The sequence below is a fragment of the Bacillus sp. FJAT-27231 genome, from assembly GCF_001183975.1.
Classification (GTDB): Bacteria; Bacillota; Bacilli; order Bacillales; family Domibacillaceae; genus Pseudobacillus; species Pseudobacillus wudalianchiensis.
The window spans coordinates 2,611,220-2,628,190 of sequence record NZ_LFZU01000001.1; the positions used below are offsets into that span (position 1 = coordinate 2,611,220).

General features: G+C 41.4%; 18 protein-coding genes, 1 pseudogene and 1 riboswitch. Of the genes and pseudogenes, 4 read left to right on the top strand and 15 right to left on the bottom strand.

Annotated features, from left to right (window positions below; translation table 11 throughout):
* Positions 1–19 precede the first annotated feature (19 nt).
* The 3 genes from AC623_RS12480 to AC623_RS12490 all read right to left on the bottom strand — a co-directional run bounded on the left by AC623_RS12480 (position 20) and on the right by AC623_RS12490 (position 2,555).
* Positions 20–1,009, bottom strand: coding sequence for a YpdA family putative bacillithiol disulfide reductase (locus AC623_RS12480; protein ID WP_049662932.1), 990 nt, complete (start codon positions 1,007–1,009; stop codon positions 20–22).
* Between the two features lie 96 nt (positions 1,010–1,105).
* Entirely contained in the window at positions 1,106–1,687 is a 582-nt protein-coding gene (locus AC623_RS12485) for an adaptor protein MecA (protein ID WP_049662935.1), read from the bottom strand.
* Positions 1,688–1,784: 97 nt separating this feature from the next.
* A complete protein-coding gene (locus AC623_RS12490) occupies positions 1,785–2,555 on the bottom strand; it encodes a metallophosphoesterase (RefSeq protein ID WP_049662936.1) in 771 nt (256 codons plus the stop codon).
* A gap of 129 nt (positions 2,556–2,684) precedes the next feature.
* On the opposite strand from AC623_RS12490, the gene AC623_RS12495 reads away from it, so the two are divergent.
* From AC623_RS12495 to AC623_RS12505, 3 genes are read left to right on the top strand one after another with little or no spacing between them, the layout of a single operon-like run.
* Positions 2,685–2,918, top strand: coding sequence for a spore coat associated protein CotJA (locus tag AC623_RS12495; protein ID WP_049662938.1), 234 nt, complete (start codon positions 2,685–2,687; stop codon positions 2,916–2,918).
* Complete coding sequence (locus AC623_RS12500; protein ID WP_049662940.1) at positions 2,915–3,175, top strand: spore coat protein CotJB; 261 nt, start codon at positions 2,915–2,917, stop codon at positions 3,173–3,175. The genes AC623_RS12495 and AC623_RS12500 overlap by 4 nt, the downstream gene beginning before the upstream one ends.
* Positions 3,176–3,203: 28 nt before the next feature.
* On the top strand, positions 3,204–3,773 hold the full coding sequence (locus tag AC623_RS12505) for a manganese catalase family protein (protein ID WP_049662941.1): 570 nt from the start codon (positions 3,204–3,206) through the stop codon (positions 3,771–3,773).
* A 22-nt stretch (positions 3,774–3,795) separates the two neighbouring features.
* Here the strand turns inward: AC623_RS12505 and AC623_RS12510 are convergent, their stop codons facing one another.
* The 5 genes from AC623_RS12510 to AC623_RS12530 all read right to left on the bottom strand — a co-directional run bounded on the left by AC623_RS12510 (position 3,796) and on the right by AC623_RS12530 (position 9,165).
* Positions 3,796–5,175: an amino acid permease gene (locus tag AC623_RS12510; RefSeq protein ID WP_049662944.1), complete on the bottom strand. Its 1,380-nt coding sequence runs from the start codon at positions 5,173–5,175 to the stop codon at positions 3,796–3,798.
* A 135-nt stretch (positions 5,176–5,310) separates the two neighbouring features.
* Positions 5,311–6,036 (bottom strand): LysM peptidoglycan-binding domain-containing protein, encoded by a 726-nt coding sequence (locus tag AC623_RS12515; protein ID WP_049662947.1) that lies wholly within the window; start codon positions 6,034–6,036, stop codon positions 5,311–5,313.
* A 14-nt stretch (positions 6,037–6,050) separates the two neighbouring features.
* Positions 6,051–6,641 carry a CPBP family intramembrane glutamic endopeptidase gene (locus tag AC623_RS12520; protein ID WP_049662948.1) on the bottom strand — a complete coding sequence of 197 codons (591 nt, stop codon included), beginning with the start codon at positions 6,639–6,641 and terminating at the stop codon, positions 6,051–6,053.
* Positions 6,642–6,654: 13 nt separating this feature from the next.
* Complete coding sequence (locus AC623_RS12525; protein ID WP_049662950.1) at positions 6,655–8,112, bottom strand: RecQ family ATP-dependent DNA helicase; 1,458 nt, start codon at positions 8,110–8,112, stop codon at positions 6,655–6,657.
* Positions 8,113–8,118: 6 nt separating this feature from the next.
* On the bottom strand, positions 8,119–9,165 hold the full coding sequence (locus tag AC623_RS12530) for a helix-turn-helix domain-containing protein (RefSeq protein ID WP_049662952.1): 1,047 nt from the start codon (positions 9,163–9,165) through the stop codon (positions 8,119–8,121).
* 218 nt (positions 9,166–9,383) lie between these two features.
* Here AC623_RS12530 and AC623_RS12535 point away from each other — a divergent pair, with 218 nt between their 5' ends.
* Positions 9,384–9,632, top strand: coding sequence for a ferredoxin (locus AC623_RS12535; RefSeq protein WP_049662954.1), 249 nt, complete (start codon positions 9,384–9,386; stop codon positions 9,630–9,632).
* 69 nt (positions 9,633–9,701) lie between these two features.
* Here the strand turns inward: AC623_RS12535 and AC623_RS22340 are convergent, their stop codons facing one another.
* From AC623_RS22340 to ccsB, 7 genes and pseudogenes are all read right to left on the bottom strand, one after another.
* Positions 9,702–10,670, bottom strand: a complete 969-nt coding sequence (locus AC623_RS22340) for a methyl-accepting chemotaxis protein (protein ID WP_442853572.1) — start codon at positions 10,668–10,670, stop codon at positions 9,702–9,704.
* Positions 10,644–11,408: pseudogene (locus AC623_RS22345) on the bottom strand (MCP four helix bundle domain-containing protein); the annotation flags it as partial. The gene AC623_RS22340 and the pseudogene AC623_RS22345, both read right to left, overlap by 27 nt.
* 158 nt (positions 11,409–11,566) lie before the next feature.
* Complete coding sequence (locus tag AC623_RS12545; RefSeq protein WP_049662959.1) at positions 11,567–12,142, bottom strand: ECF transporter S component; 576 nt, start codon at positions 12,140–12,142, stop codon at positions 11,567–11,569.
* A 151-nt stretch (positions 12,143–12,293) separates the two neighbouring features.
* A riboswitch (FMN riboswitch) is annotated at positions 12,294–12,424 on the bottom strand.
* A gap of 256 nt (positions 12,425–12,680) precedes the next feature.
* The gene (locus AC623_RS21520) at positions 12,681–12,854 is read right to left on the bottom strand and encodes a hypothetical protein (RefSeq protein WP_156187041.1); all 174 of its coding nucleotides are present in this window, start codon (positions 12,852–12,854) and stop codon (positions 12,681–12,683) included.
* Between the two features lie 190 nt (positions 12,855–13,044).
* On the bottom strand, positions 13,045–14,817 hold the full coding sequence (locus tag AC623_RS12550) for an ATP-binding protein (protein ID WP_049662961.1): 1,773 nt from the start codon (positions 14,815–14,817) through the stop codon (positions 13,045–13,047).
* The gene (locus AC623_RS12555; protein ID WP_049662964.1) at positions 14,814–15,530 is read right to left on the bottom strand and encodes a response regulator transcription factor; all 717 of its coding nucleotides are present in this window, start codon (positions 15,528–15,530) and stop codon (positions 14,814–14,816) included. Before AC623_RS12555 ends, AC623_RS12550 begins: the two co-directional genes overlap by 4 nt.
* Before the next feature lie 135 nt (positions 15,531–15,665).
* Positions 15,666–16,853 carry a c-type cytochrome biogenesis protein CcsB gene (gene ccsB, locus AC623_RS12560; RefSeq protein WP_049662966.1) on the bottom strand — a complete coding sequence of 396 codons (1,188 nt, stop codon included), beginning with the start codon at positions 16,851–16,853 and terminating at the stop codon, positions 15,666–15,668.
* Between the last annotated feature and the right edge of the window lie 118 nt (positions 16,854–16,971).

Here is a 16,971-nt window from a genome sequence, read left to right on the forward strand (position 1 = left end):
CTTCCATAAAAACCATCACTTATTGTTCTGGCTTATCCTCTAGGCATTCTCTCTGTGCAATAGCGGCGGCAATTTCACCGCCATGAAAACGACCGTTTTCAATAAAAATTTCGTTAGCGTTATTTCCGGCAGCGATGACTCCAGCGATAAAAATTCCTTTTACGTTCGTTTCTTTTGTTTCTTCATTATAGATAGGGCGGCCTGTTTCTTGATCAATGCCTACACCCATCTCTTTCAAGAAATGATGATCTGGGTGATACCCGGTCATCGCAAAAACAAAGTCATTTTTCAAGCACTTTTCTTCACCATTTTGCTGATAAATCACCATGTCTTTTGTGATCTCCATAACCTCTGCGTCGAATTCCATTTTGATTTCCCCATTGCGGACAAGTCCTTCGAATTCAGGGAGAATCCATGGCTTAATACTTTTGGAGTACTCGCTGCCGCGATATAACACCGTCACTCGCGCCCCAGCCTTGTGAAGCTCTAAAGCAGCATCAACGGCTGAGTTCTTGCCGCCGATCACCGCAACGTCTGTATCAAAATAAGGATGAGCTTCTTTAAAATAATGTAATACTTTATCGAGTTCCTCCCCCGGAATATTCATATAGTTCGGGTGATCATAATAACCTGTTGCAATGATGACATATTTCGCCTCATATGTTTGAGCTGATGTATCAATACGAAACAACTCATCAGACATTTTTTCTACTCTCTCAACGGTTTCAAAACGATGAATCCGAAGATTTTTCATTTTTACAACTTCCCGGTAATACGTTAATGCCTGATTGCGCTTCGGCTTGCGCTCTTCAATAATAAATGGCACATCACCGATTGCCAGCTTTTCACTTGAGCTGAAAAATGTCTGATGGGTTGGGTATTTGTAAATAGAATTTACGATGTTACCTTTTTCAATAATAAGCGGATCTTTGCCAATTTCCTTTAAAGCAATCGCAGCAGCTAAGCCGCATGGTCCGCCGCCGACAATAATACAATCTTCCTTGTGCATAATTCCCACTCCTCGTTATCCGGACAACAAAATTTCCTGCTATACTTGATGATAGGAGAAAATCGTCCGACTTTCAACGGATAGACCTTAAGAGAATTATGCTTTCTTTACAAAGTACTCATAGACTTTCTCCGTTGCTTCTAGCGGGATAACAAGAATGGCATACTCTTTCAGCAGCTCCTCCGAAAGACTGGACATCCAACCATACTCCAGCAAAGCGGCTTCCAGTGCATCATACTGGCTGTCAAAGTCGAAAGAAAAGCAAAGATAATAGGCATCTTTGAAATAGAAAAGGGAACTTTGTATATCTCTTATCTTTTTCTCATCGTGGACTAATCCAATAACATCTTCAATATCGGCGAATTTAAACGTTAATTCACAACCATATGGATCCTCAGTCTCTGCCGGCACCTCCTCTACTTTGTTCAAAAAATCGAAATGGTCAATCGTTAAGATTAGGACAAGCTCTTCACCTGACATGGAATGAACTTCAATCGCAATCATTCCTTCCGTGTCAATATCCAGCTGTTCTTCAATTACATCTAACATTTCATCAAAAATTTCATGCCAGATATAAGAATCCTCCAAAATGTGCTTCTTCAAACAACCTTTTTTTCTTAACTCTTCATAAGTAATGGAAAGCATCACCTTATTATCTGATAAACGTTCTATCCTCATAGTTTGCTGCCCCCTGCTTAAGGACCTCTTTTACCACATACTATGAATCAAAACGCAGATGGTGAGTTTGTTATTTGATTTTAGTAAAGGCGCCCGCTTATTCCTTCTTAATGGTGATTAAATGCGTTTCTGCTTTGGCGCCAAGGCGAAGCGGCACACCACTCGTGCCGTATCCATTTGAAACGAGAACTTCCATTTTCCCCTGTCTTTCCCAGCCGCCTTTTTTGTAAGGGCCGAACCCTAAGAAACGGATTTGTCCTCCATGTGTATGACCGCTTAAAAAAAGCGAAACATCATCGGCAGCTGTTAGTTTGTTTCGAAAGATCGGATTATGGCTGATTAAAATTTTAAACGACTCATTTCGTACTTCTTTAAAAGCTGAAGTTTTGCAGCTATTGCCTTTGCTAACATCGTCTACTCCTATTAAATATACGGAGCTGCCATCGGTCACATCAGCTGATAAACAGAAAGAATCATTCCGCAAAACATGGATGCCTTGCTCTTGAAATAATTGCAAAAGTTCCGCTGCAGGAATTTCATAATCATTATTTCCCCACACGAAAAAAACAGGGGCCACCTGTTTTAGGCTTTCTAGATTACGAGATATTCTTTCGAGCGGTACTCCCTTTTCCGCCAGGTCACCGCCGATTATAACGAGATCTGTTCTCCCTTTCACCTGTTCAATAATAGAAGGATGAATAGCCCGGCGGTGAATATCCGAAATAAAAAAAAGCGTCAATGGCTTTTGCCATGGATAATGCGGAAAAGCAAGCACATCTGCGAGGACTTCATTTCGCTGCGCTTCCCTCCACATAAAAACAACTAAACTAACTAAAAAAAGAAAAGCTATAGCCAAATACAACATCATTTTTCCCTTCGTTCCTTGAATAGTAATAAAGCAAAATAATAATCAGAATAACAGATTGGACTAAAAAAAGAAATAATATCACCTTTCTTCCCATACATATAAATTGAAGTCTAAAAAAGGAGGAAGGGAATGAACAAACACACCTGGTACAAAACATACTGTCCGTATATCAGTCCAATGGACCCCTGTCCGCCCATAAGAGTAAAGCGATATTCTACCCCGCCCCAACTGTACGTCGGATTTCAACCGCCAGGTCTCGAGCAGTTTCCAGCACTTGCTGCACTAAAGGCCGGGACACTATGGAAATGTTTTTATGATCCTTATTATTCAATGAAGGAAATAAAAAAGGGGGAAAGAGAATGAAGCAGCTTCCTCCTGATTATTATAGTGAGCTAGAAGAAATCCAAGCTGTTGATTTTGTCATTGTTGAATTAGCGCTCTACCTTCATACACACCCTAACGATCTTGAGGCAGTGAAGCAATACAACGAATATGTAAAATTAAGCAAAAGTTTAAAGAAAGATTTTGAAAGAAAATATGGAGCACTCACCAGCTTTGGCTACAGTTATGCCCGTTGTCCGTTTGATTATAAGGAAGCGCCATGGCCTTGGCAAGTGTAACAAAGATGCCAGCTGAAAGGAGATCACTATGTGGGTATATGAAAAAAAATTACAATATCCAGTACGAGTAAGCACATGCAACCCGACGCTTGCCAAATACTTAATCGAACAATACGGTGGAGCAGATGGAGAACTGGCTGCCGCTCTGCGCTACTTAAATCAGCGCTACACTATTCCAGATAAGGTAGTTGGCTTATTAACCGACATTGGCACAGAAGAGTTCGCTCACTTGGAAATGATCGCGACAATGGTGTATAAACTAACGAAAGATGCCACGCCTGATCAAATGAAAGCAGCTGGGCTCTCTGGTCATTTCGCCGATCATGATAAGGCGCTTTTTTATCATAACGCTGCTGGCGTTCCATGGACAGCCACTTATATTCAGGCAAAAGGAGATCCAATTGCTGATCTTTACGAGGATATTGCCGCAGAGGAAAAAGCCCGGGCTACCTACCAATGGCTCATTGATTTAAGTGATGATCCCGACCTTAATGATGGACTCCGCTATTTACGGGAACGGGAAGTCATTCATTCCCAACGCTTCCGTGAAGCTGTTGAAATGTTAAAAGAGGAACGAGACCGCAAAAAAGTTTTTTAATTAGCTAAAAAGCTCCAGAGTCTTACACTCCGGAGCTTTTTGAATTAGAAGCCTGTTGCTGCAGCCCTTTTCCATAATACATTCCCACTAAGAACAACAACCAAAGCGGACCAACATATAAAGCAATTCGTGTATCTGGCGAGAAAGCCATCAACACAATGACCATCGCTAAAAATGCTAAAGAAAGATAGGAACCTATCGGCCAAAATGGAGCAGCAAATTTTAATGTTTTTTGTTGTTCTGCAGACAAATTCTTTCTAAACTTCAATTGTGAAAGTAAAATCATCGACCATGTCCAAATCGCTCCAAATGTAGAAATGCTCGTTACCCACACAAATACTTTTTCCGGGACGAAATAGTTTAGCACAACACCGATTAATAGAACGCCTGCCGATGCAAGAATCGCCCGGGAAGGAACGCCTGATCTACTAATTCTTTTAAAAGAAGACGATGCCTGACCTTGATCGGCCAAGTTAAATAACATCCGCCCTGTACTGAAAATTCCACTGTTACAACTAGAAAGAGCCGCTGTTAACACAACAAAGTTGATAATTCCGGCAGCACTCGGAATGCCGATTTTCTCAAACGTTAATACAAATGGACTTCCTGCTGTGCCAATCTCATTCCATGGGTAGATCGACATAATAACGAATAGTGCCCCAACGTAAAAAACAAGTATCCGCCAAAATACTGTATTGACAGCACGTGAAATCGCTTTCTCTGGGTTTTTCACTTCTCCCGCTGTTACACCGAGCATCTCAATTCCAAGATAAGCGAACATCACCATCGTCATCGACATTAAAATTCCCTTTAAACCATTCGGAGCAAATCCGCCATGTGTCCAAAGATTATGAATGCCAGTTGCTGCTCCGCCATTTCCAATTCCGAATAAAATAATGGCCAGCCCTACGATAATCATTAAAATAATTGCGACAATTTTAATTAAAGCAAACCAAAATTCAAATTCTCCATACGCCTTTACTGTAATTAAGTTCACTGCAGCCATAATAACTAATGCAGCAAGCGCCCAAATCCAGTTAGGTACACTTGGATACCATAAATGCATGTATACTCCTACCGCTGTAATTTCCGCCATACAAGTAACAATCCACAAAAACCAATAATTCCAACCAGTAATGTAACCGTAAATGGGCCCTAAATGATCCTGTGCATAACGGCTAAAAGAGCCAGCAACTGGATTTTCAATGGCCATTTCTCCAAGGGACCTCATAATAACAAACATGACAGCTCCAGCTACTATATAAGCTAACAAAATTGCTGGTCCCGCCATTTTTATGGTCGTAGCTGACCCTAAAAATAAACCTACCCCAATACAAGCACCGAGTGACATTAATGTAATATGTCTCTCTTCTAAACCCCTTTTAAGTTTTTGATCCCCCATAAATCCACCTTTCCCCTCTGTCGATTTTAAAATAAAGCGGTTACAGGAGCCTAGTATATCACATTTCGACAATATTCTTCCTTTTTTTCATTTTTCTAAATTCCATGAATAATCGAAAAATCCCTCTGCTTGATTTTAAGGCAGAGGGATTTTTAATACTTGACCTACTCGAATTTCATTGCCATTTAAATGATTAGCCTGTCTGATTTTTTCAATACCTGCCTGCGATTTGTAATACATCATTGAAATTCGAAAAACAGTTTCCTGAGGCTTCACGGTATGATAAATAACTTTTCCAGCTGGCTCTTCTTCCTTCTTTGGTACTTCTTCTTTTTTTGTTTCCGTTTGTTTCACTGGCTGAGTTTCTTTTTTCGGTTCTTCCTGTACTGCTTTTGGTTTTTCCTGTATTGGTTTCGCCTTTGGCCTTTCTTGTTCTTTAGGCTGCTCACTCGTCTTTTCAACTGGCACCTCAACTGCTGAGGCTATTGTTTCTTGAGCCGGTTCCGCCGTTTTTTCTTCTATTTGCTCACTATTTTCTTCGATCTCTGGTTCATCCTGCTCCTCCTCGTCCTCTGGTACTGCATACACCGGTGTTGAGGAACCAGAGCTTTCTGTCACTACAGTTGTTGAGGAGAGGCCTCGGTCCTTCTCATGCGTGTACCAGAATAATGTGATAAAAGGCAAAGCAATAAAAAAGACGAGCAGCACTTTTAATAATGGATACTTCTTTTGTTTTTTCTCTTCTTTTCTTTCCATTCTTGAGGATGCTGCCTGATCAGGTTGTTCTTCCTGTTCACGCTTCACTCTTTGAATTTCTACACGAGTTTTTTTCGCTAATTCACGGTAAGGGTCTTTCGTCATAATACATCCCTTCTTTACTGGTTCTTCTTATTTTGTTTACGGCGAATGGCAAGGCCAAGTAGGAAATCAATAGTAAAATGCATAACAATGACCACTGCCAGATTGCCTGTCCATTCAAATAACCATCCGATCCCAAAGCTTAAAAGAATTACATTTGCCGCTAAATACCATTGCGATAAATATCTCACATGAATAATAGCAAAAAGAATACTTGCCGGAACAAATCCGAAGATGGTCTGAATCATTCCTCTAAAGAAAATTTCTTCAGCAACTGCCACAATACAAGCAATCCAAAAGATTCCGGCAGTTGAGCGGCCGCCAAACAGCCTCTCATTAATCCCGCCATCATCGTAATACTTTTCGGGCAGCTTGTGCATCATATATACATCCATAATAACTACTAAAAGTCCTGCTCCTCCGCCTAGTACGACTATGTCAGCAAAAGACCATTGGAACAGGCGATAAAAGTCTGCTGCATCTTTAAATACAAAAATGCCGATAATGAGAGAAAGTGACAGCAAAAGAAACTGTGTTAAATAAAGGGCATTGAGCACTTCTTTGTCGGTCATTTCCCGGATAAGCTCCGCTTGTTTATTTCTTTTCATATTCCTGTCCTCATCACCTCTCAATTTGCAGCAAAGAACTTAGTATAGCTTCCCAATTTAGTGCCTCATTCTCCTCTTGATCAAATTGCTTATTATATTTTTCCCAGTTTAAGCCGCATATGTCGCAGCAGTCAGCTGGTCGATTTTCTAATTTTTCTTCAAAGTAGCGGAGGATTTCTTTTCGCCGGCATTGCTTTGTCCATACCCACCGCAGCATCGTCCACCGTTTTTCTTCTTTCTGTGCCAATCGCTTTTGCCGCTTGCTGATCACATATTCAGCTGGATTTCCTTTTTCTTTTTGCAGAGCTTCTTGAGCATAATGGCGAAGAAACCGGTATTGTATATCAGTCAACTCCAAGGCAGCTGCCTTCGCCTCCTCAGCCTGATCGCCAGACGACAAATAGCCAATAATCTGGCTATCTGAAGGAAACTCCCCTTCAGCTATAATTGAGTGAAGCTCTTCATCACCCGGCACATACAGCAGAACAGAAAGCGCTTCTCCTCCATCCCTGCCTGCTCTGCCGATCTCTTGTAAATAAGATTCAAGCTGAGCAGGAAGATGATAATGAATGACAAACCGAATGTTGTCTTTATTAATCCCCATTCCAAAAGCACTAGTAGCACAGATCACGTCTAATTCACCATGCAAAAATTGCTGCTGAATTAAAATCCTGTCTTCCTGCTCCATTCCGCCATGATAAAACGCTGATTTTCCAATGCCACGCTGCCGTAGCCAATCGGCACCTTCCTCCGTTGCCCGTTTGCTTGAAAAATACACAATTCCCGGTTTTTGAAGCTGACTAACCAAGTGTAAAAGCCGAGCCTGCTTCTCATTTTGCGATGAAAGATGCTCGACGGCTATCCCGATATTTGGCCGATCAACTGAAAAAATCCATTCCTCCATATGATCTACCTTCAAATACCGGATAATATCCTTTCTTACTTCAGCTGTAGCAGTTGCTGTTAAAGCAAGTGTTAAAGGATTCCCCAGCTTTTCCCTCACCTCGCCTAAAAGACGATAATCAGGGCGGAAGTCATGTCCCCATTGGGAAATACAGTGTGCTTCATCCACAACAAACAGAGAAAGCTGTACCCTGCTCAATGCTTGAATAACTTGTTTGTTCATTAACATTTCAGGCGACAAAAAGATAAAACGATAATTCGCCAGCCTTCTAATAACCTGTTGCTTTTCTTCAAAAGTCAAAAATGAATTTAAAGCGGCTACTTGTTTTTCTCCGCGCATTTTCAATTGTTCGACCTGATCTTGCATTAATGACAACAGCGGCGAAACGATAAGAACACTACCTGGCAGTAAATAGGCTGGCAGCTGGTAACATAGCGATTTCCCAGTCCCTGTCGGAAGCATAGCCAAAGTATGTCGGCCTGAAAGCAAGGATTGAATCGTTTCTCTTTGGCCGGTTCTAAAAGCAGAGTAGCCAAACCGTTTGAATAAAACTTGATCCATGGTCATCTTCCTTTATTTGCTATATTTCGCTAGCACGAGTCTAATCTGAAAATAGGAGACGTCCGGCAGCTTCTCTTTAATCGGCTTTATTCGTTTATTAGAAAGCACTGCCGCTATGTTAAGCACTTCTTCCTCCATCGCTTCACTGACAAAAGGCCGGATGGAGAAATCCGGATAATGAAATGCCAGCTCTACGATATGATCTTCGACTGTGCTCCGCTTTAAGCGCCGCTTCGCAATGATGTCTTCAATCGTGAAGCCGCTTTTTAACATATCGACTGTTCTTCTTGTCGATTGTGTTAACACAACTGGTTCATAGATATCTTGTACCATGGCGAATAATAGTGGAAAATGTGCGGCATGCTGAATAATATGCTGGATTGCAAAATGCAATAAATTTAAAAAGCGATACCAATATTCAGTGCTTTCTATATTAAGCAGTTCTCCTGCTTGGGCTGTTGTTTTACCGGTCCGCTTTTTACCTGAAAGCCGGAGAACGAGAATAAGCGGATCATCAGCTTGTTGTTCCTTCAGAAGCATTATCAGTTCTTCATAAAGATGTGTCGCTAACTCTTCTCTAGACGACTGCCTGGCTGCCAAAAATGACTTTAGCCACCTTTGAGTTTGTTCATCTCGAGACACTGGAAAATAAGTACGATCCCGGTAAAGTAAGTGAGAAGCCACCTGAACAGCTAAAGAGAGCCTTTTCCAAAAAAGGGTTGCGCAATCCTGCAATTTCCAGCCATTTAAGAACGTCAGTGATGGCAATGCTGCAGAGAGAGTCTTCAACTTTTCTTTTCCCAAAACCGTAATATTAACATGGTTTAAAGGATCAAATTCAATAAGCCTATGATCAGCCAGATTATGAATGAAACGCTCAAACGCCTCCCTTTCAAGAAAGGGTGCCGTTTGAAACCATTTATCTAAGTGGTATAGCTTGGCATCCTGTATCGTTTGGGAGGACTTTTTTCCCTTTAACAAATGAAAAACAGCTGAAGAAGTTCTTTGTCCATTTATTTGATCAATCATCATCAATAAAAGTACCTGTAGAAAAGGCATACCTTTCCTCCCTTTTCATACTTTCATCTATTTTACCATGAATTTTGTCAAAATTCCTCGTATGTGGAGGAATTACTAATGAAAGCCTTATCATTTTTTTATTAAGAAATTATGATTGAAAAGAAAACTAATCGGATATACAATGAGGGAAGAAGTTTTCAAACGAGCGTGGATATACAAATGCCACATAGCTTGGATAGATTTTAGGAGGTTTTGAAATGCCAAAGTATACAATTGTTGATCAGGATACATGCATTGCCTGCGGTGCTTGCGGTGCAGCTGCGCCTGATATCTATGATTACGATGATGAAGGCCTTGCATTCGTAATTTTAGATGATAACGAAGGAAATACGCCAGTACCAGAAGTATTAGAAGAAGACATGCAGGACGCATTTGAAGGCTGCCCAACTGATTCTATTAAAGTGGCGGACGAGCCATTTGAAGGCGATCCTTTAAAGCACGAATAATAGGAAATGAGAACCCGGTAAGGCGAACAAGCCTTACCGGGTTCTTGCTCATTGTATAGAAATTTGTCTTTACACTCTGAACTTACTTGCTTCAGATTGCAGCTCTACCGCCATTGTCGCTAAAGCTTGGGTGCTTGCTGTTATTTGTTCAATAGCCGCTAATTGTTCCTCCGTTGCTGCGCTTGAATCGTGCGCTGTGGCAGCCGTCTTTTCAGCTATTTTTCTTACTTGATTAGCATTTTCAGCAATAGATCCTGTCATCGCTTCCAGCTCTTCCACAGCAGCAGCCACGGTCTCCACTTTGTCTCCTACCTCTTTAACGGAATCTGTTATCTTCTTGAATACGTTACGTGATGTTTCCGAAGCAGATAATCCCTCTTCGATCTTGTGGCTTGCTGTTCCGATCGAACTAGCAGCTAAATTCGTGTCCTTCTGAATTTCTTTTACCATTTCTTCAATATCAGCAGCAGAAGTTTTGGATTGTTCCGCAAGCTTTCGTACTTCTTCCGCTACCACAGCAAATCCTTTGCCATTTTCTCCTGCTCGTGCTGCTTCAATAGCAGCATTTAAAGCTAACAAATTTGTCTGTTCAGAAATGACCGTAATTAAGCCGGTGACCCTTTGAATCTCCGTTGCATGCTTTTCTAAAATACTCATGTATTCTTCTGTTTCCTGCATAGAAGAGTGAATGTCTTCAATTTGGCTAGATACATTTTCCGTAGCTTTTTCTCCCTCTGAAATAAGGGCTTCTACCGCCTCTGCGGAATAAAGCATCTCTTCATTATTTTTGGCAATTTGCTTAATTCCCTCTGTCATTTCCTCCATGGAAACGACCACTTTGCTGACAAGCTCCAGCTGTTCACTGCTTCCCCTCATATTTTCTTCTGCTGCCCCTGCTACCATTTGTGAAGAGGCTGTGCTTTGCTCAGTGCTGGCTGACAACTCCTGAGACTGAGCGGACAATTGGAGGGCAGACTGATTCACCTGGCTAAGAATAGTCCGCAAATCCTCAGTCATTTCGTTAAAGGCTGCACCCATTTCCCCGATTTCATCTTTATTTCTTATTCTCACTTTTTCTATTTGTAAATTACCAGCGGCCACTTCATTGAGAGCTATTGTCATTTTCTTGACAGGAACTGTAATGGACTTTCCGATTAGATAAGCAATGACTCCTCCTAAAGCGACACCTGCGGCCACCATAATAATGAGAAATATCTTCATCGCACGAACAAAACCGTTTAAATCATTCCTCGTTTCATTCATCAAGGATACCTGTACTTCTTTTAACTCTAATGCTTTGTTCTTAAACACCTCTTCTGCCTTGTTAGCCTCATCTGCGTATTCAGCTGTCTCAGCTTGCAACCCCTTCTCCTGGCTGTCAAAAACCTTAAAAACAAGGTCGCTATACCGGCTTCCCGCTTCTTCCAACTCGCTCAATATTTTCCTGTTGTTGGGCTGTTTAATTATTTGACTAAGTTCATTATGTATGTCGGCAAATTCTTTTTGCTTTTTCTTGATCTCCTCTAAATTTCGTTGTTCTGAAAAAGCAAAATAAGTGAGCGAATTGATCGATATATCTTTTTCTATACTAATAAGTTCATTAATCATTTCTACTTTCTTCACACGGTCATCGAGCAAGAAAGCATAGTCGTTATTAAGCTTCATAGCTGCCAAATAGCCGATTACTCCCACTGCCATTAAGATTAATAACACAGCAATAAAACCTGTATACAATTTTTTTGCTACCGAAAAGCCCACTTTCATCCCTCCTATCATCTCTTTAACATTTTATAACGCCTTCCACGAACAATTATACTATTCACCATGCAACATTCAAGTTCTTTCGGACTATAATCCGGTAAAAAAGATAGATAAAAAAGAAGCTCCAAAAGTCACGAACGGGACTTTTGGAGCTTCTTCCTACAACTCTATTTTTATAAAGCGGCTGCCTGCTTGCGCATCCACACATGAATACGGGAGTAAATTAACATGAATAGAGCAGCCATTAGAACTCCTTTTACAATGTTAAAGGGCAGAATAGCGGAGACAACCATTTGCTTCGTTTCCGGAGCACTCATCGCTGGTGCGTTTAGGAAAAGCGTGTAGGCCGGCAGGATAATATAGTAATTTAACACACTCATCATCATCGCCATAAACAATGTACCCACTACTAAAGCAAAGGTTAATCCTTTTTTCGATTCAAATTTTTTGTATACATAATAAACTGGAAGAATAAACGTGATGCCAGCAACGAAATTAGCTAAGTGGCCAACAGGTACACCTGTCGGACTCCCCGTCATAAAGAAGTCTATTACATTTTTCACTAGTTCGACCATAATACCTGCAAGCGGCCCAAAGATAATAGCAGCGATTAGTGCAGGTATATCGCTGAAATCAATCATTAAAAAGCTCGGGAATGGGGGAATTGGAAAGTTCAACAGCATTAATAGATAAGACAGTGTACTTAATAACCCCACAGACGTCAGCGTACGAATATTCATTTTTCTCACGATCATTCTCTCCTTCTTCTCATTCATCATTCATAAGAAGAAAGGCTGCCAAAACCCTCGAGAAACGACAATCCCCCAAGCTGCTCGCTTAGGGGAGAAAAGTCATACTCAAATAAACGTTCAAATCTGCACTTTTTGAACGTTGGCAGACCTTCACCTTCTCCCATCCAGACTATACTGTCGGCTTTGGCTTCTCACCAAATCAACCTTTCGGCTCGCGGGCTCGGAAAGCATTCTTTCCATACCGCCGGTCGGGAATTGCACCCTGCCCCGAAGATGAATATAAAATTTTTTTCCACTAAGATTCTTATGCCATCGCGACAAGAGAAGCTTAATAGATTTATTTAAATGATAACAACCTTATAAAAAAAAAGCAAGGGGATCCCCTTGCTTCAAGCTGTTGACAAACGCTCGCTTTTTCATGGCTTATGTCTCTGACAGCCAACTGCTATGCCTAAAGACCAAACGATCAGTGAATAAAGTAAACTTGATCAGACGTCCGACACAGCTAATAGCTTCTGCTATTTCCATACTTGCGCTAAACAGTTTTGCTTGTATGTAGCATTCCAATCGTGCCTTCTAGATCACCAGTTTGAACCTGAGACTGCTTCTTTTCACTTTTTGACTGGGCAAGCCCTCCGCCGATCATCAGCAAACTAACACATACCCCCATAAGCAAAGCGATCATAAAACGTTTCACGTAGTCTTTCATGTTGTACCGCCTCCAACTTGCTTTTTTACTGCCCTATTAGTTGTATGACGGAAGGTGTTTCCAGTATGACTACTTTTCTAGATAAACGATAAAAGCCGCAAATGCTTTGCAGGCCGCTGACAAGCACTCACTTTCTTCACGACTGGCAGACTGAATGCTCATGCCCTAACATCATAAAAGCTAGAAGCATTTATTCTCTTGGTAACCGGAATGAGAATATAGTACCCTGTCCCAATTTGCTCTGCACTTTGATACTGCCATTATGGGCAGAGATAATATTTTTAGCAATAGAAAGTCCGAGCCCTGTTCCGGAACGGCCTCTCGTTCTCGCTTTGTCTCCTTTGTAAAAGCGCTCGAATACAAAGGGCAAATCCTCTTCGCTGATGCCTGCTCCTGAATCCTGCACAGATACATGGTGACCGTCTGTCCTGTATTCATAGCTCACTTTAACGAAACCGTGTTCTGGTGTATGGCGTAAAGCGTTGTCTATTAAATTCGTTAAGACTTGTTCAATTCGGTCTGGATCCAATTTAACGATGACTTGTTCGCTAGGAATCTGCCATGTCAGGTCAATATGCTTTTCTTTTGCAAGCCCTTGAAACTTATCAGTCACCCGCTTAATAAAAGCTGGGAAATCAACTTCTTCCAGATTTAAAGAAATGTGCCCTGCTTCCATACGAGCTAAATCTAACAGCTCATTCACAAGCCGGCCAATCCGCAGCGATTCATCGTAAATAATTCGAGCCATTTCTCTTTTTTCATCTTCAGTAGCGGCAATGTCGTCAATAATGGCCTCACTATATCCCTGAAGCATTGAAATGGGAGTGCGAAGTTCATGTGACACATTCGCAACAAAATCTTTTCTCAACTTATCAAGGCGGCGTTCTTCCGTCATGTCACGAACGACAGCCACTGCTCCACGGACCGCTTTTCCATTATACAGCGGACTAACAATGATAACGTAAGAACGCCCCTGCAATGAGAACTCACCAATCTTTTCTGTTTCTGTTTGAACAGCCTCTTTGAGAAGATCCTCGACAAGCGAAGGCATCGTTTGTTTTGGATTTTCTTTTCCTACTTCATAATACCAATTTTGCAAGAAGCGCTCTGCCGGCGGATTGGTAATGAGGATAGTTCCATCCCGATTAAAGGTCATGACGCCATCCGCCATACTGCTTAAAATACTTGCTAACTGCTCTTTTTCCTGATTCAGTGCATGGATATTATGATTTAGCTGTTTCGCCATTTGATTAAATGAAGTAGCAAGCGCACCAATTTCATCTGTTGTTAAAATGGGGACAGTCGTATCGAAGTTTCCTTTTGTCAGTTCATTTGCCGCTTCTCGCATTTTGCGCAATGGAGCCGTGATCCTTGTGGATAAAAAGAACGCGAAAATGGTTGTCAAAAATATAGCAATGCCAGCAGCGAGCAAGATTAGCTTCGTTGTCTGATGGGACGTTTCTTTTATCACTTCAAGTGATTGGTAAATAATAACTGCACCATCTTCTCCCTTATTCATTTTCAAGGGAACGGCAATGGCGATCGAATTCTCATGGCGATTAGACCGGCCGTCTTCGTCTACCTCTAGCTCCGCTTTTACTTTCTTTTTATCTGTAAACACACGGGAAAGTGTAGGGTCATTCACGATTTCACTCTGTTTAAGCCTTTTAGAAGCCGGATCACTCGGTGAGTAATGAAACGTCTCCCTATTCTCGGCGATAATGACGTGAACAGGTCGATCCACTAACTCCCACGCTACTTCCATCCCTGTTGTTTTGTTTTCATGATCAGAGATCACTTTAGAAATTTTTACAGCTGTTTCCGATAATTCTCTTTCCACTTCATTTGTATGATAGTTCTCAAAAAACTCTAATAGCAAAATCGTCAGAAAAAAGAGAACAAAGGAAACGAGCAGTAAAATGGTCATCCATAGCTTCCCTACTACACTTCTCCAAAGTTTCATTCATTCACTACCTCGAACTTATAACCTACCCCCCACACGGTCACAATCATTTTTGATGCCTTTTCCGACACTTTATTTAATTTTTCGCGCAGGCGCTTCACATGTGTATCTACTGTTCGAAGGTCACCAAAAAACTCATAATGCCACACTTCTTTTAATAAGTGCTCCCGGTCGAATACTTTATCTGGTGATTTAGCAAGAAAGTAAAGTAATTCGTATTCTTTAGGCGTTAAGTTTACTTCTTCTCCATCTGCCGTCACACGATGAGCATCATTATCAATGGTTAAATGAGGGTAGACAATTAAGTCTTTTGACTTCGTATCTGTTTGCAAATAAGAGGTTGGCGACGATCTTCTTAAAAGTGCCTTTACCCGAAGAACAACTTCTCTAGGGCTGAACGGCTTAACAATATAGTCATCGGTGCCGACTTCAAATCCCTGCACACGGTTTGCCTCTTCGCCTTTTGCTGTTAACATAATAACAGGCGTTGACTTCTTTTCCCGCAGCTCTCGGCACACCTCGATGCCGTCTTTTCCTGGCATCATAATATCGAGTAATATACAATCGTACTCTTTATTTAACGCAAGCTCAAGAGCCGCTTCTCCATCTTCCGCCTCATCTACTTCGTAGTTTTCCCTCTCTAAATACATCCGCAGTAAACGGCGTATCCTTTCTTCATCATCAACGACTAAAATTTTCAGTTCGTTATCCACCTGAATTCCTCCCTGTTTGCACAATAAAATTCATCGTAATTCCAATAAGCTTGTCTTTTTTATTATTAACTAATTAAAACGGTTTTTCAATTTATTCGCGCCTTATAAAAAAGCCCCCGCACAAGGCGGAGACGATTAAGCATACGAATGCAAACCAGCGATAACTAGATTAACAGCTACCAGGTTAAACATAATAATGACAAACCCGATTACGGCAAGCCAGGCAGACTTTTCTCCGTGCCATCCTTTTGATAAGCGCAAATGTAAAAAGGCAGCATAGAAAAGCCAAGTAATAAGCGCCCACACTTCTTTCGGGTCCCATCCCCAGAATCTAGTCCAAGCAATCTGCGCCCAGATCATGGCAAAAATCAGGCCGCCAAGCGTGAAAACAGGAAAACCAATTAAGATAGAACGGTAGCTTACTTCGTCCATCAAATCCGTATTAACGTTTTTAACGAGCGGCTGCACGAGAGCGCCCATTCGCTTTCTTGTCAATAGACGAATTAAACCGTACAACACAGCACCGGCAGCAAGTGACCAGAGTGTAGTGTTCAATTTCTTGGCATTAATAAAGGCTGGCATATCGACAATCGGTTCAAATTTTCCGTCTGTTAGCAGTTCACTCTCATTTGGACCAACAATAGCCGGAATCGTAAACGTTTCTTTTGCGGCATTGCCATCCTTATTCACGTATTCAAATTGAGCTTCATAACCAGACAGCGTGAAAGTCGTCGTAACGGCAACAAATCCGATAACAGCTACAAGGCTATACATAATCAGTTCAAGCCAAAATGTCTGTTTATTACGCTTAGACTGATCAATTGTTTTGACTAAATAAACTAATCCAGCAATAAAGCTAATAGCGAGAATCCCTTCCCCAGCCGCAACTGTTGTTACGTGAATATGCAGCCATTGGCTTTGCAGCGCCGGAATAAGCGGACTAATGTCACGAGGGAACATACTCGCATAGGCAATGATGACAAGGGCCACGGGCAAAGCAAATACGCCAAGCACCGGGAGACGGTACATAAAATAAATAATAATAAAAGCACCAACTAACATCATGGAGAAAAACGTAATAAATTCAAACAAGTTACTTACAGGCGCATGTCCTGAAGCGGCCCAACGGGTAAAAAAGTAACCTAGCTGGGAAATGAAGCCGATGACAGCTACCGTAATCCCCAGCTTTCCCCAACGGTTCTCTTCCTGTTTTTCACCATTTTTCTTTGGACGGATCGCTCCGCCGAAGAAAAAAGTGGCGACTAAATACATAATAAATGAAGCGTATAGTAGATTTCCGCTCCATTGGACTAAATCGGACATAGGATACTTCCTCCTTTTAAATTAAGCTATGCCACACTATAGTCGATTGTCGGCTTCATTTTTTGCACGCTCATTTCTAAATAAAGAAAAATCATCCACCAGTCAACCATCAACTTAG

Bases quoted from the DNA above. Each gene is read 5' to 3' on its own strand.
- AC623_RS12480 (WP_049662932.1), bottom strand. From the start codon at position 1,009: ATGCACAAGGAAGATTGTATTATTGTCGGCGGCGGACCATGCGGCTTA.
- AC623_RS12485 (WP_049662935.1), bottom strand. From the start codon at position 1,687: ATGAGGATAGAACGTTTATCAGATAATAAGGTGATGCTTTCCATTACT.
- AC623_RS12490 (WP_049662936.1), bottom strand. From the start codon at position 2,555: ATGATGTTGTATTTGGCTATAGCTTTTCTTTTTTTAGTTAGTTTAGTT.
- AC623_RS12495 (WP_049662938.1), top strand. From the start codon at position 2,685: ATGAACAAACACACCTGGTACAAAACATACTGTCCGTATATCAGTCCA.
- AC623_RS12500 (WP_049662940.1), top strand. From the start codon at position 2,915: ATGAAGCAGCTTCCTCCTGATTATTATAGTGAGCTAGAAGAAATCCAA.
- AC623_RS12505 (WP_049662941.1), top strand. From the start codon at position 3,204: ATGTGGGTATATGAAAAAAAATTACAATATCCAGTACGAGTAAGCACA.
- AC623_RS12510 (WP_049662944.1), bottom strand. From the start codon at position 5,175: ATGGGGGATCAAAAACTTAAAAGGGGTTTAGAAGAGAGACATATTACA.
- AC623_RS12515 (WP_049662947.1), bottom strand. From the start codon at position 6,036: ATGACGAAAGACCCTTACCGTGAATTAGCGAAAAAAACTCGTGTAGAA.
- AC623_RS12520 (WP_049662948.1), bottom strand. From the start codon at position 6,641: ATGAAAAGAAATAAACAAGCGGAGCTTATCCGGGAAATGACCGACAAA.
- AC623_RS12525 (WP_049662950.1), bottom strand. From the start codon at position 8,112: ATGACCATGGATCAAGTTTTATTCAAACGGTTTGGCTACTCTGCTTTT.
- AC623_RS12530 (WP_049662952.1), bottom strand. From the start codon at position 9,165: ATGCCTTTTCTACAGGTACTTTTATTGATGATGATTGATCAAATAAAT.
- AC623_RS12535 (WP_049662954.1), top strand. From the start codon at position 9,384: ATGCCAAAGTATACAATTGTTGATCAGGATACATGCATTGCCTGCGGT.
- AC623_RS22340 (WP_442853572.1), bottom strand. From the start codon at position 10,670: ATGGGTGCAGCCTTTAACGAAATGACTGAGGATTTGCGGACTATTCTT.
- AC623_RS21520 (WP_156187041.1), bottom strand. From the start codon at position 12,854: ATGAAAGACTACGTGAAACGTTTTATGATCGCTTTGCTTATGGGGGTA.
- AC623_RS12550 (WP_049662961.1), bottom strand. From the start codon at position 14,817: ATGAAACTTTGGAGAAGTGTAGTAGGGAAGCTATGGATGACCATTTTA.
- ccsB (WP_049662966.1), bottom strand. From the start codon at position 16,853: ATGTCCGATTTAGTCCAATGGAGCGGAAATCTACTATACGCTTCATTT.